This is a genomic window from Frankia sp. CeCAU1 (assembly GCF_977971845.1).
Genome location: NZ_CDWWXA010000059.1, coordinates 1 through 14,006, shown reverse-complemented (window position 1 = coordinate 14,006; position 14,006 = coordinate 1). Strand labels below are relative to the sequence as shown.

11 protein-coding genes and 1 tRNA gene are annotated in these 14,006 nt (G+C 69.6%); 6 read left to right on the top strand and 6 right to left on the bottom strand.

Annotated features, from left to right (window positions below):
• The first annotated feature begins 37 nt into the window (after positions 1-37).
• Entirely contained in the window at positions 38-3,094 is a 3,057-nt protein-coding gene (locus AC08OO_RS12355; RefSeq protein WP_476610118.1) for a UPF0182 family membrane protein, read from the top strand.
• A 78-nt stretch (positions 3,095-3,172) separates the two neighbouring features.
• Positions 3,173-3,249, top strand: a tRNA-Met gene (locus tag AC08OO_RS12350).
• Between the two features lie 279 nt (positions 3,250-3,528).
• On the opposite strand, the gene AC08OO_RS12345 is transcribed toward AC08OO_RS12350, so the two are convergent.
• Positions 3,529-3,843 (bottom strand): DUF6907 domain-containing protein, encoded by a 315-nt coding sequence (locus AC08OO_RS12345; protein ID WP_023841369.1) that lies wholly within the window; start codon positions 3,841-3,843, stop codon positions 3,529-3,531.
• A gap of 190 nt (positions 3,844-4,033) precedes the next feature.
• On the bottom strand, positions 4,034-4,522 hold the full coding sequence (locus AC08OO_RS12340) for an Lrp/AsnC family transcriptional regulator (protein ID WP_011438154.1): 489 nt from the start codon (positions 4,520-4,522) through the stop codon (positions 4,034-4,036).
• 195 nt (positions 4,523-4,717) lie between these two features.
• Between AC08OO_RS12340 and AC08OO_RS12335 the strand changes: the two genes are divergently transcribed.
• From AC08OO_RS12335 to AC08OO_RS12320, 4 genes are all read left to right on the top strand, one after another.
• Complete coding sequence (locus tag AC08OO_RS12335) at positions 4,718-6,121, top strand: aspartate aminotransferase family protein (protein WP_476610117.1); 1,404 nt, start codon at positions 4,718-4,720, stop codon at positions 6,119-6,121.
• A 32-nt stretch (positions 6,122-6,153) separates the two neighbouring features.
• Positions 6,154-7,584: a gamma-aminobutyraldehyde dehydrogenase gene (locus AC08OO_RS12330; protein ID WP_476610116.1), complete on the top strand. Its 1,431-nt coding sequence runs from the start codon at positions 6,154-6,156 to the stop codon at positions 7,582-7,584.
• A gap of 177 nt (positions 7,585-7,761) precedes the next feature.
• Positions 7,762-8,835: an alpha/beta fold hydrolase gene (locus tag AC08OO_RS12325; RefSeq protein ID WP_476610115.1), complete on the top strand. Its 1,074-nt coding sequence runs from the start codon at positions 7,762-7,764 to the stop codon at positions 8,833-8,835.
• Between the two features lie 418 nt (positions 8,836-9,253).
• Positions 9,254-9,451, top strand: a complete 198-nt coding sequence (locus AC08OO_RS12320) for a hypothetical protein (protein WP_035729797.1) — start codon at positions 9,254-9,256, stop codon at positions 9,449-9,451.
• 308 nt (positions 9,452-9,759) lie between these two features.
• Here the strand turns inward: AC08OO_RS12320 and AC08OO_RS12315 are convergent, their stop codons facing one another.
• The 4 genes from AC08OO_RS12315 to aroA all read right to left on the bottom strand — a co-directional run bounded on the left by AC08OO_RS12315 (position 9,760) and on the right by aroA (position 13,825).
• Positions 9,760-10,479: a glycerophosphodiester phosphodiesterase gene (locus AC08OO_RS12315; protein ID WP_476610114.1), complete on the bottom strand. Its 720-nt coding sequence runs from the start codon at positions 10,477-10,479 to the stop codon at positions 9,760-9,762.
• Positions 10,476-11,321 (bottom strand): histidinol-phosphatase, encoded by an 846-nt coding sequence (gene hisN, locus AC08OO_RS12310; protein WP_476606811.1) that lies wholly within the window; start codon positions 11,319-11,321, stop codon positions 10,476-10,478. The genes AC08OO_RS12315 and hisN overlap by 4 nt, the downstream gene beginning before the upstream one ends.
• A gap of 101 nt (positions 11,322-11,422) precedes the next feature.
• On the bottom strand, positions 11,423-12,409 hold the full coding sequence (gene rsgA, locus AC08OO_RS12305; RefSeq protein ID WP_476606810.1) for a ribosome small subunit-dependent GTPase A: 987 nt from the start codon (positions 12,407-12,409) through the stop codon (positions 11,423-11,425).
• Positions 12,410-12,484: 75 nt separating this feature from the next.
• On the bottom strand, positions 12,485-13,825 hold the full coding sequence (aroA, locus tag AC08OO_RS12300) for a 3-phosphoshikimate 1-carboxyvinyltransferase (RefSeq protein WP_476610129.1): 1,341 nt from the start codon (positions 13,823-13,825) through the stop codon (positions 12,485-12,487).
• Positions 13,826-14,006: the final 181 nt, after the last annotated feature.

Sequence of the window (14,006 nt, the reverse complement as noted above, 5' to 3'; positions counted from 1 at the left end):
TCCCGAATCACCGAATCACCGACGCACGGAGGAACCTGTGGCAACCACCAGTCGCCGCCCGGTGCTGACCCGCACCAGGGTGCTCGTGCCGGTGCTGCTTGTCATCGTCCTCGCGATCACGATCATCGCCATCTTCGCCCGGCTATACACTGACCTGCTGTTCTACCGCTCGATCGACTTCAGCAGGGTGTTCACCACTGTCCTCTACACCCGGATTTTGCTGTTCGTCCTTTTCGGCGTGGTAATGGCGATCATCGTCGGGACCAACATCGTACTTGCGTACCGGCTACGGCCGCCGCTTCGGCCGTTGTCGACCGAGCAGCAGAACCTGGAACGCTACCGGTCGGTGATCGAGCCGTATATGCTGCTGATCTTGCTCGCGGTCGCGACGCTGTTCGGCCTGGCTGCGGGCCTGTCCGCCGCCGGCCAGTGGCGGACGTGGCTGCTGTGGGTGAACGGCGAGTCTTTCGGGACCCCTGATCTGCAGTTTCACCGGGATATCAGCTATTACGCGTTCAGCTATCCCTTCCAGCGGTTCCTGCTCGGCTTCCTGCTGAGCGCGGTGCTGCTGTCGTTGCTCGTCACCCTGCTGACCCACTACCTGTTCGGCGGAATCCGGATGCAGACCACGGGGGAACGGGTGACCCCGGCGGCGAAGGCGCACATCTCGGTGCTACTCGGGCTGCTCGCCCTGCTTAAGGCGTGGGCGTACTACCTCGACCGGTTCGGCTCGGTGTTCTCCTCGCGCGGGGTGGGGACCGGTGCGTCCTACACCGATGTGCACGCCGTGCTGCCGGCGAAGCTGATCCTGCTGTTCATCTCGCTGGCCTGCGCGGTGCTGTTCATCTACAACATCTTCCAGCGGGGCTGGACGCTGCCGCTGCTCGGCGCGGGCATCCTTGTCCTGTCCTCGGTGGTGATCGGCGGGATCTACCCGGCGATCGTCCAGCAGTTCCAGGTCCGGCCGAACGAGGCGACCCGCGAGGAGCCCTACATCGCGCGCAACATCGCGGCGACCCGGGCCGCCTACGGCATCCAGGACGTCGAGCCGCAGGATTATGCCGCCAGCACCGACGTCACCGCCCAGCAGGTCGCCGCCGACACCGGCACGGTCCCCAACATCCGTCTACTCGACCCCAGCAAACTCTCCCGGACGTTCCAGCAGCTCCAGCAGTTCCGCGGCTACTATGGTTTCCCGCCGACGCTCGACGTCGACCGGTACACCGTCACAGGGGCGGACAAGAAGTCGACGACCCAGGACTACGTGGTATCGGTGCGGGAGCTGAACCAGGCCGGGTTGGGAACGCAGCAGCGCAACTGGATCAACGAGCACCTGACCTATACCCACGGCAAGGGATTTGTCGCGGCGCCGTCGAACACCGTCGACGTGGGGCGCCCCGACTTCGATCACGGCGTGAGCGGTTTCCCGCAGGACGGTACCTTCGGTATCAAGGAGAACCGGGTCTACTTCGGGGAGATGTCGCCGTCGTATTCCATCGTCGGCACCAGGCAGATGGAGATCGATGGGCCGGGGCCGGGAGAAACCCAGGTCACCACGACCTACCAGGGCGACGGTGGGGTCTCGATCGGCTCGACCTTCCGTCGGGCGCTGTTCGCGCTGCGGTTCGGGGAGAAGAACATCCTGCTCTCCGGTGACATCACGAAGAACTCCCGGATCCTGGACGAGCGAAACCCGCGGGACCGGGTGAGCAAGGCAGCGCCCTGGCTCACCCTCGACGGAGACCCGTACCCGGCGATCGTCAATGGCCGGGTGACCTGGATTCTCGATGGTTACACAACCTCCGACGGCTATCCCTACTCCGCCCGGCGCACCCTGGGTGACGTGACCGCCGACTCGGTGACCACCCAGAGTGGCAACCGCACCCGGCAGGCCTCGAACCAGGTCAACTACATCCGTAACTCGGTGAAGGCGACAGTGGACGCCTACAACGGCACCGTCACCCTCTACGCCTGGGACGAGTCCGACCCGGTGCTACGGACCTGGATGAAGGCGTTCCCGGACACGGTGAAGCCGAAGAGTGACATCCCGCCGTCCCTCCGAGCACACTTGCGTTATCCGGAGGACCTGTTCAAGGTCCAGCGCGATCTGATCGGGCAGTACCACATCTCCAACCCGCGGGACTTCTACTCCCAGGAGGACTTCTGGGATGTGTCCGACTCGCCGGATGGAAGCGGGCAACCCCAGCCGCCGTTCTACGTCTACAGCCAGCTTCCCGGGCGCAAGGACCCGTCCTACAACCTCACCTCGCCGTTGATCTCCGCCCGGTCCTCGAAGCTCGCGGCGTACATGGCGGTGTCCAGTGACCCCGCCAACTACGGCCGGTTCACCCTGCTCAAACTGCCGGCGGGGAACACGATCAACGGTCCGGTCCAGGTGCAGAACGCCATCGAGGGCAACGGCGACGTGGCCAAACAGTTGTCACTATGGCGCAGCGGGGGAGCGACCACGATCGAGGGCAACCTGCTGACCCTGCCCCTGGCCGGCGGCCTGCTCTACGTCGAGCCCTACTACGTCCAGGCCAGGGGGAGCACCGGCTACCCGACCCTGCAGGGGGTCGCCACGGCCTTCGGCGACCGCATCGGTTTCGGTGCCTCGCTGGGTGAGGCCCTGGACAAGGTCTTCGGTGCCGGTGCCGGTGCCGCGGCGGCCGGGGCCGGCACCGGGGCCACGACCACGGACGCCGGTCAGGACGGCACGCCGGCTCCCGGATCCGGGCAGGGCGGGGCCGGCGTCCCGCCGCCGGGGCAGACCGCGCTGCAGGACGCCGTGGGCGACGCCGACCGCGCCTACCAGGCGGGGCAGGACGCCCTGCGCAAGAGCCCGCCGGACTTCACCGCCTACGGGAAGGCCCAGAGCGAGCTGGCTGATGCGCTGGGTCGCCTGCGTACTCTGTCGAGTCCGGCGGCGACACCGCCCGCTGCCACGGCGACACGGGCCGGTGCGTCGGTGCCCGCGTCACCGGTCCCCGCGTCACCGGCAGCCAAACCACCGGCTCCGTCTCCTTCGGCGACCGTGGCCGGCGGCGACACTCCCGGTCCACCGGGGGCCCGGGCCGCCCCGGCGCCCGGCTAGTCCCGAAAGTTCCGAAATTGGGGCCGCCATCGATTTGACAGCCGCCGATGGCGGCCCTGTATAGTGAAGACACACCGACGCGGGGTGGAGCAGCTCGGTAGCTCGCTGGGCTCATAACCCAGAGGTCACAGGTTCAAATCCTGTCCCCGCTACCAGTCGAAAGTTCCCTCGGAAATTTTTTCTGAGGGAACTTTCGCATTTAGGCAGGCATCATTATCACGGGCCGTATCACGGGCCGTTTTCATCGGAATCCGTCCGCTCCTTCCGCCGGTTGGCGACCCGGGTGCCCGGCCGGGATACGCGTCGACGCCCGGCGGCGCGGGGCCCGGACTGGCGGTCGTCCGAGCCCGGGACGCACAGTGGTGGCCCGGGAGCCGCCCCCGGCATGGCGGCCGTCGGCGGCGGGTTCTCCCGCGGCGGGGCCCGTCCCGGGATCAGCGGGGGGTGGTTCCCGGGGTTCGCCACGGGCTTGCCGGACGCACTGCCTCGGCCGCCCGCATCAGCGCTTGGGCCAGTCGGCGGGCCTCGTCCGGATCCAGGTAGGCCGCGGCAAGGGTGTCGAGCATGGGCGCATCCAACCGGAGCAGGATGACCGGAGCCTTCCCGGCGCTCGCCGGTGGCTCGGGACGTACCGTTATCTCCGCCTGCCCGATCCGGGTAACCATAATGCCGTCCTGCGGGTCATGGTGGACCAGCGCCATGTTCACCCCATCGTGTGTCCGGGCCGAGATATTTGACGTTCGTTGCATATGTTGGACTCTTGTTGTGGCCGCTTGGTTGTTCCCGTCGGCGGTACAAACGGTGACACTCCCGAACCGCATGCCCGCCCGCGTCGCCGCGCCCGGCGGCCCGTCGGCAGGTTCTGCGCCCTATCGATGTTCGACCCGGCCCGGCTTCCCCTCCGCACCCGGCGGCCCGCGCTGTCGGCGTCCGGACGTTTCAGCGTGCTCCCCAGGTGTAGGTCTGCTTGACCAGCCGCAGGTAGACGAACGTCTCGGTGGCGAGGACCTGTGGCAGAGCGCGGATCTGTTCGTTGATCAGTTCGAGCAGGTGCTCGTCGTTCTCGGCGACGATCTCCACGATGAGATCGAAGGATCCGGCCGTCAGGACGACGTAATCGACCTCGGGCAGCGCGGCAATCGTGTCGGCGACGACGCGGGTGTCCCCGGTGACCCGCACTCCGATCATCGCCTCCCGGTGGAAGCCCACCCGGAGCGGGTCGGTGACGGCGACGATCTGCATGATGCCGGCGTCGAGTAGACGCTGCACCCGTTGGCGCACGGCCGCCTCGGAGAGCCCGACCGCCGCCGCCATGGCCGCGTAGGATCGCCGGCCGTCCTGCTGCAGCTGCTCGATGATGGCCTTGTTGACATCGTCCAGCAGGGTGTCGGAGCTAAGTCGCTGGCCGGGCGACCGTCGCGACTGCACCCGGTGTCCTCCTCAGTCCTCCGTGGCGGTTCCCCACGCCCGTTCCCGCTGGCCTGCCCCTGCTGCCATCGTATGGCCGTCGATGAGTGAACTGGGAAGCGAGCCTTATCCACGCAATCTTCGACGGATTCCATCGTCAAACTGCCGATCAGGCTACGCTTTCAGTGGCTGATCGGTGGAAAGGATGCGTGGATAGTGTCGAATGTGACTGCCTCCGGGAGCGGTGCGACCCGGGTTGTGCCGCAGGCCAGGGTCGCGGAGTTGGCCGCGCGCGAGTCCGCCCGCCTCGACGTCCGCACCCGGGGCTCGGAGGCGCTGCATGCGCGGGCGGTGCGGTCGATGACCTCCGGGGTGCCGTCGTCCTACCAGGTGCGTGATCCCTGGCCGATCTACCTCACCCGCGGTCTCGGGTCGAAGGTCTGGGACGTCGACGGCAACGAATACTCCGACTTCCACAACGGGTTCGGTTCGATGGTGCAGGGGCACGCCCACCCGGCGATCGTGCGGGCCGTGACCGAGCGGGTGGCGCTCGGTACGCACTTCGCGATGCCCACCGAGGACTGCGTGGTGGTCAGCGAGGAGTTGGCCCGCCGCTTCGGGCTGCCGCAGTGGCGCTACGTCAACTCCGGCTCCGAGGCGACGATGGACGCGATCCGCATCGCCCGCGGCGTCACCGGCCGCGACACGATCGTCAAGATCTTCGGTTCGTACCACGGGCACCACGACTACGTGATGGTGTCGATCGGGACCCCGTACGACGACATCGGTCCGGCCGAGAACATGAACTCGCTAGGTTACGGTGCCGGGATCCCCCGGGTGGTCGTCGACCTCACGGTGCCGGTCCCCTTCAACGACGCTCCGGCGATGGAGCGGCGGATCGCCGCGCTCGCCGCCGAGGGACGCCTGCCTGCCTGTGTGATCATGGAGGCGGCGATGATGAACCTCGGCGTCGTCCTGCCGGAGCCCGGTTACCTGGCGGCGGTCCGGGAGATCACCTCCCGGTACGGGGTTATCCTGATCTTCGACGAGGTCAAGACGGGGCTGTGTGTGGCGGCCGGTGGGGCCACCGAGAGGTTCGGCGTGCGCCCGGACCTGGTGACCCTGGCCAAGGCGCTCGGTGGCGGGCTGCCGTCCGGGGCGATCGGCGCGACGGCGGAACTGATGGAGGCCGTGGCCTCGGACCGGGTGAAACAGGTCGGCACGTACAACGGCAACCCGCTGACCATGGCTGCCGCCCGGGCGAGCCTGTTCGAGGTGCTCACTCCCGACGCCTACACCCACCTCGATCGGCTGGGTGGCCGGTTGACCGCCGGCTGCGACGAGATCCTGACCCGGCACGGCATTCCCGGCTACACCGTCGGCATCAGCTCGAAGGGATGCGTGCACTTCACTGACGCCCCGATCCGTGACTACACCTCGTTCATGGCGCACCAGAACGCCGAGTTGCCCGAACTGGCCTGGCTCTACAACGCCAACCGCAACGTCCTCATGGCGCCCGGGCGCGAGGAGGAGTGGACGTTGTCGGTGCAGCACACCGACGCCGATGTCGACCGCTACCTCGACAGCCTCGACCAGATGGCCCGGGACCTCGTCGGCTGAGCCGGCCCGATCCCCCAGGAGGGACCAGAGACATGGATGCGATCTTCGCCAATCTCATCGGTGGCGTCTCCACCCCGGCCGTCGATGGCGAGACAATGCCCATCCTGAACCCGTCGACGGCGGACCTGCTGGCGCAGGCACCCCGGTCGGGGCCGGCCGACGTCGACGCGGCCGTGGCGGCCGCGAGCGCGGCGTTCGAGGGCTGGCGGGACACCACGCCCGCGCAGCGGTCCCGGGCACTGCTGCGGGTGGCCGACGCGCTGGAGGACCGGGCCGACGAGGTCGCGGCGGTGGAGAGCGCGAACACCGGCAAACCGCTGCGGCTCACCGTGGACGAGGAGGTCGAGCCGTCCGCCGACCAGATCCGGTTCTTCGCCGGGGCCGCGCGGCTGCTCGAGGGCCGGTCGGCCGGCGAGTACCTGGCGGGGCACACCAGTTATGTCCGCCGCGAGCCCATCGGGGTCTGTGCCCAGGTCACGCCCTGGAACTACCCGCTGATGATGGCGGTCTGGAAGGTCGCGCCGGCGATCGCGGCGGGCAACACCGTCGTGCTCAAGCCCTCCGACACCACCCCGGCCTCCAGCCTGCTGCTTGCCGAGATCGCCGCGGAGTTCCTCCCGCCCGGCGTGCTCAACGTGGTGTGTGGCGATCGTGACACCGGACGCGCGCTGGTGGCCCATCCGGGCCCGGCGATGGTCTCGGTGACCGGCAGCGTGCGGGCCGGGATGGAGATCGCCCGGGCCGCGGCGGACTCCTTGAAGAGGGTGCACCTCGAACTCGGGGGCAAGGCGCCGGTCATCGTCTTCGATGACGTGGATCCGGCGGTGGTGGCGCGGCAGATCGCCGAGGCCGCGTACTTCAACGCCGGCCAGGACTGCACGGCTGCGACCAGGGTGCTGGCCGCGCCGGGCGTCCACGACGACCTCGCAGCCGCCCTGGCCGAGGCGGCCGGGAAGACTGCGACTGGATCGCCGGAGGAGCCCGACGTCGACTACGGGCCCCTCAACAACGCGGGCCAACTGGCCCGGGTGAGCGGTTTCGTGGAGCGGGCACCCGAACATGCCGAGGTGCTCGCCGGCGGTGCTCCGCTGGACCGGGCGGGCTACTTCTACCCGGCCACGGTCGTCTCGGGTCTGCGCCAGGACGACGAGCTCATCCAGTCCGAGGTGTTCGGCCCGATCATCACGGTGCAGCGGTTTGACTCGGAGGACACCGCGGTCGCCTGGGCCAACGGGGTCGAATACGGCCTGGCCTCCAGCGTCTGGACCCGCGATCACGGCCGGGCCCTGCGGGTCGCCCGCCGACTGGACTTCGGCTGCGTATGGATCAACACGCACATCCGGCTGGTGGCGGAGATGCCGCACGGTGGGTTCAAGAAGAGCGGGTACGGCAAGGATCTGTCGGTCTACGGCCTGGAGGACTACACCAGGATCAAGCATGTGATGAGCAACATCGAATTCTGACCATCAGGTTCTGACCACCAGGTCAGAAGCGGTCGGGCGCGGGGAGCCGGGTACGAGTCCCGGGCCGGCTCCCGGGGTAGGTCGTGGAAGTAGGATGGTGTGCTTCGAGCGGGGGCAGGTGGGTGGCGGCGAGTCGCGGGTGGGTGGTGGCGAGTGAGGAAGAATCCAGCCTCGGTCGTGGCATCGGCAGACGGGACGACGAGCACCGGAGGCGGCCGTGCCCATGGCGTGCCCCGGGTGGGCCCGCTGACCTCCCGCTTCGTCACGGTCCACGGGTACCGGCGGTGCTATCTGCGGGCCGGGCGCGGGCCGGTTCTGCTGCTCATCCACGGCATCGGGGACAACGCGCGCACCTGGGCCTCGATCATCCCGAAGTTGGCCCGCCGGCACACCGTCATCGCTCCCGACCTGCTGGGACACGGTGAGTCGGACAAACCGCGCGGTGACTACTCGGTGGCCGGCTACGCGTGCGGCATGCGAGACCTGCTCACCATCCTCGGGGTTGAGCGCGCCACGGTCGTCGGACACTCGCTGGGCGGCGGGGTGGCCATGCAGTTCGCCTACCAGTTCCCGGAGCGCTGCGAGCGGTTGGTGCTGGTCGCCACCGGCGGGGTCGGGCCGCACCTGCATCCCGCGCTGCGGGCGGCGGCCGTGCCCGGAGCCGGGGCGGTGCTGTCCCTGATCGGCATGCCGCCGGTGCGGGTCGCCGGCTGGGCCGGAATGCACGCGCTGCGCCTGCTGCACACCGATCTCGGGCGGGACGCCGACGATCTCCTGAACGTCTTCGACTCGCTGGGCGTACCCACCGCGCGGGCGGCGTTCCTGCGCACGCTACGGTCGGCGGTGGACGGGCGTGGGCAGTCCATCACGATGCTGGACCGGTGCTACCTCGCCGCCGGGATGCCCTCGCTGATCGTCTGGGGTGACCGGGATGCCGTCATCCCGGTTGAGCACGCGTGGATGGCGCACGAGGCGATGCCGGGGAGCCGCCTGGAGATCTTTGCCGGTGCCGGGCATTTCCCCCATCACACTGACCCCGAACGCTTCCGGGCGGTTCTCGAGGATTTTCTGGCGACCACCCGGCCGGCGAGTCACTCCCCGCAGCAGTGGCGGACGATGCTGCGTGAGCACGGCCGCTCGACCAGGACCACGGAAGTGTCCGTGCCCGCCGCCCAGCCGTCGGGCGCGCGTTCGGCCCCGGCGGAAGCCGCGGGTCGTGGCCTCGGTCGTGGCCTCACCCGGAGCCGATAAACGGGCACGGCTGCCGGCCACCGCGGGGCCGGGATCCGCCGTTATACGTTCACCGAGGTGACCCGTCGCATCGGAGCGGACCCGCTATGCATCCACGACCCGGTTGGCCATCCATAGCCATGCCTTGCGGGAAGTCACCCGGTGAGATGCGTCGGTGCCGTTCTCGGCTGAACCGCTCTCGCGGAAGCTCTTCCCGGTCACCGATGGATCCGGCCAGCCGAGGATCAAGGACTCTCGTACCTCTTGGCGTGCCGCCTGTTCGGGCCAGAGTCTTCGCGTGATGCGCTGTCTTCCGGCGCGGGTCTGCATTAACTGGTCGGCACCCGCTATCGTGGAGTTCAACGGGCAGGCCGACGTCAATATGGCCTATCCTTGGTGGCGTAACACCAAAGTCCTCTCAAATCTCGGAGGTCGACCCTTGGCACGCCGTGCACGACTCAGCTGGCCCCAGGAACGGCGCCAGGCGAGTGAGGTGGTTGTCCGCCGGGTCGACCCCGGTCGGGGCTGGACCCTGGAACAGGCTCGTGACCTGCTACGACAGGGATACTCCGTCGAGCATGTGGCGGAACGCACCGGGTTTCCGGAGCAGATGCTGAAAGTCGCCGAGGAGGACTGAGTGCAGCCTCCCGACATCCCGGTGTCAAGAAAGTGCCACGATGCGCCATCGTCGGCCGCCGGCGCGGGAGTGAGTGTTATCCCTTTCGTGGTCAATCCGCAGGTTCGGGGAACCGATCTTTCCCTGGTGATCGAGGGCGACGCCGGCTATAGCTTGCACGGCGCTATCCTAACCAGCAGTGATATGACGGTGTGCCGGAGTCGCGTCACGCTGCGCACAACTGAATCAACGACTTCGCCTGGTTGACTACCCAATTCGTCTGACCTTGGCGCATCTACGACAGTCGCGTCACCGGGCACCCCTGCTGGCTATGCCCGGGTGGCACCCGTCACGCGTACCAGCCGGCGTAGATGGTCACTGTAGACCGCGTCGAGCCCGTAGCCGGCTAGCCGGGTCAGTGTGGTTGTTCGTTGCGCATCCCATCCGAACACGGCGATACCCAGGTCGTGGAGAACACCGACGATGCCGGCCCGTGGTGGGGTCCATTCACGCGCGCGCAGGTTGAGGGCGGTGACTCCGACAGCCCGGAGTTCATCGCCGTACGCGGTCATTCCGCCGCCGGTGACGATGTCGCGGATCGACGTCGAGTTCACCAGCCGGACGTCGTCATCCAGCGGTCGGTATTTCGCGAGGTCCGTGAGCCCGCCGCACAGCCACAGCCGCCTCGCGGCCTCGCCGCCACCGGCCTCGCGGGCGACGGTGACGACGGCCGCCGCCGCGTCCGCCCAGCTGCCCGGCGGGCCCTTCAGATCAAGACTGAACTCGAAGGACGTACCCAGCTCCGCGTAGAACTCCGCGAGGGTTGGCAGCCACCCCGGCAGGCGGTCGGCGGTCAGGTCGGGAATCCGCCGACGCCGCCCGGGCAGGCCGAACACACCGTCATGATGCAGGACCGGAACGCCGTCGGCGGCGAGCCAGACGTCCGACTCCAGCCCACTCGCCCCGCCGGCCAGAGCGCGACGGAACGCGGGCAGGGAGTTCTCCCGCTGGCCGGGGGCGGGAGAACCACGATGCGCAAAACCGATCATGAAGAGCCGTTGAACGACTGCAGCGCGACGTTGTGGAGATGCCCGTTGGTGGTGAGCACCGTGCCGTGTCCCGGTCCCCGGCGCCCGCCCAGGTCGGTGAACCGGCCACCGGCCTCCTCGACGATGACCTGGAGCGCGGCCATGTCCCAGAGCGACACCGCGGGTTCGCAGGCGAGGTCCACGGCGCCCTCGGCGACCATCATGTGCGACCAGAAGTCGCCGTAGGCGCGGGTCCGCCAGACCTGGCCGGCGAGGTGGAGGAACTCCTCCAGCCGGTCGGCGGTCTGCCAGCCCTCGACGGAGGCGAAGGACAGGAAGGCGTCACCCAGGCTGGTGACCGAGGAGACCTTCAGGGCACGGGTGTCGCCAGTGGCGTCGCGAGTGAAGGCGCCGGTGCCCCGGGCTCCCCACCACCGTCGGCTCATCGCCGGGGCGCTCGCGACCCCGACGACCATCTCGCCGTCCACCTCGAGTCCGAGCAGGGTGCCCCAGACGGGCACGCCGCGCACGAAGTTCTTGGTGCCGTCAACGGGGTCCAGGATCCAGCGCCGACGGGCGCCCGATCCGACGAGACCCTCCTCCTCGCCGAGCACGGCGTCGCCCGGCCGGGCCACGGCGAGCCGTTTGCGGATCATGGACTCGACGGCGGTGTCGGCGTCGGAGACCGGGGTGTTGTCCGGCTTCGACTCGACGTGCAGGTCTACTGCCTGGAATCGGGAAAGAGTGATCCGGTCGGCGGCGTCCGCGAGGCTGAGCGCGAGGGCCAGATCGTCGGCGATGGCGACGGTGTCGGAGTCCGCGGTCGGTTCGATGCTCACGGATGCGGGGTTAGGCGGGGTCACGCCTGCGAGACTACGAGCCGAGCGCCACCGCGCGTCGGTGGTCCCGGGCGCTGGACACCAGGTGGCGGGGTGAGTGTGACCAATCTCCCGATCTATTGCGATCAAGGTGAGGCTCCGCGGGTGCCGAGCAGCCGGCGCAGGCTCGCCAGCCGGGCGGCGTCGGCATGGCCGTCCCGCACCGCCGAGTCCAGAGCGCAGTCGGGGGACGGCGCCAGGTGCTCGCATCCGGGCTGACAGTGCGCGGCAGCCGCGGCGAGGTCCTCGAAGGCGCGCAGCACCCGGTCCGGGGACACCGCGCCGAGCCCGAACGACCGGACACCCGGGGTGTCCACGACAGTGCCCCCCTGGGACAGCCGCAGTGCGACAGCGGCCGACGAGGTGTGCCGGCCGCGGCCGGTCACGGCGTTGACCTCGCCGATCGCCCGGTCCGCCGCCGGCACCAGCCGGTTCACCAGGGTGGACTTGCCGACCCCGCTGTGCCCGAACAGCACACTGACCCGATTGGTCAGCAGCTCCAGCAGCGCGCGCAGGTCCCCACCGGGGCGCGTGGTCACGACGGGGAGTCCGAGTGGGCGGTACAGGTCCACCAGCACTGCCGGATCCGCGAGATCCGTCTTGGTCAGGCACAGGACCGGGGAGAGCCCGCCGTCGTAGGCGGCGACCAGGCATCGGTCGATCAGGCCGGGCCGCGGCGGCGGATCGGTGACCGCGCAGACGATGACCAGGACGTCGGCGTTCGCGACGATCGGGCGCTCCACCGGATCGCTGTCGTCGGGGGTGCGCCGCAGGACGCTCGTGCGTTCCTCGCGGCGGACGATGCGCGCCAAGAGGCCCGCCGCCCCGGAGACATCTCCCACGAGGGCCACCCGGTCACCGACTATCACGGAGGTCCGGCGCATCGACCCACCGCGCACGGCCGCGACCAGGAGGTCGGCCATCGCGTCGAGCCGGCAGGTGTACCGGCCGCGGTCGACACCCACTACCACCGCCGCGACCGCCTCGGCATGGTCGGGCCGGTCCCGGGTCCGGGGGCGCGATCCCCGGCCCGGCCGGACCCGGACGTCGTCCTCGTCCAGCTCGCGGGCCATCGGACTAGCCGCCGGCGCCGTCGGTCGGACCCGGGGGGCAGCCGGCCTGGCCCGGGGGGCGTCGCGTCGCGCCGCTCATTGGTCCAGCATCGCCGTCCACATCTCGGGGAAGTCCGGCACCGTCTTGCCGGTCGTCGCGATGTTGTCGATGACGATCCCGGGCACCACGAGGCCTACCACCGCGTAGGCCATCGCCAGCCGATGATCGGCGTGCGGGTCGAGTCGGGCGCCGTGCAGGGGCGCCGGACTGATCGCCAGTCCGTCGTCGGCGACGGTGATCCGTGCGCCCAGGCGACCGAGTTCGAGGGCCAGGGCGGCCAGCCGGTCGGTCTCCTGCAGCCGCAGATGCGCGATGCCCCGTAGCCGTGACGGCGAGTCGGCGAGCACGGCGAGGGCGGTCAGTATCGGAGCGGCCTCCCCGAAGTCGGACAGATCGACGTCGATCCCGTGGACGGCACCGCCGCCGGTGATCTCCAGGCCCGCCGGCATGCGCCGGGCCGTGCCTCCCATCGCCACCAGCAGATCGGGCAGCAGCCGGCCGGGCTGCTCGGTCGACTCCGGCCAGTCCGGGATCATCACCCGCCCGCCGGTGGCGACCGCCGCCGCGAGGAAGGCCGCCGCGCTGTTCATGTCCGGTTCGATGGTCCGGTCCGCGGCGGTCGGCCGGCCCGGTTCGACGCGCCAGCGCCGGGTGTCCGCCACCGGGCCGGCCGCGGGGGAGCACACGGCGTCGACCTCGACCGTGGCACCGGCGGCCCGTAGATCCGCGACGGTCATGTCCAGGTAGGGAGCCGATGGCAGCCGGGACCCGCGGTGGACGACCGTCACCCCGGTGTCGTAGTGCGGGGAGGCGAGGAGCAGCCCCGAGACAAGCTGGCTGGAGTGGGAGGCATCCACGATCACCTCGCCGCCACGCAGCCGCCCTCGGCCGTGCACGGTGAAGGGCATTCGGTCGCCGTCGATCTCGGCGCCGAGCTCGCGCAGCGCGCCGAGCAGCGGGGTGAGCGGACGCTCGCGCATCCGCGCGTCTCCGTCAAAGACGACGTCGCCGCGGGTCAGCGTGGCCAGTGCCGGGGTGAAGCGCGCCACGGTGCCCGCGTTTCCGCACTCCGCGCGCGCGGTGGGTGCGGCGCTCGGTGTCGGGTGGCCGTGGACGACCCAGTCGGGACTCTCGGTGGATACTTCGATACCCAACGTCCTCAGCACCCCGGCCATCAGCAGGGTGTCGCGGGAGCGCAGCGCACCCCGCAGCCGGGAGGTTCCGTTCGCCAGCGCGGCGAGCACGAGTGCCCGGTTTGTGCCGGACTTCGAGCCGGGCACCGCGACGACGGCCTCGACCGGTTGCCGTGCGAGTGGAGCCGGCCACGGATCGGACTGCGTTCCGGTGGCTTCGCTACCCGTCAGGATGCTCACCATGACAGCATGCCGGACGACGGCCCGGGTCAACCGCGTCATCGTGACATGCGCCGGCCGACACCTGATTCCCGACACCCGATTCCCGCCGGCCGGCACGGGGACGAGGCCCGGCTCCTGGGAATCGCGGCCGTCCTCGAACGCCTCGCCCCCTGACCCGCGTGGACCGACCGCCGCGCCGGAT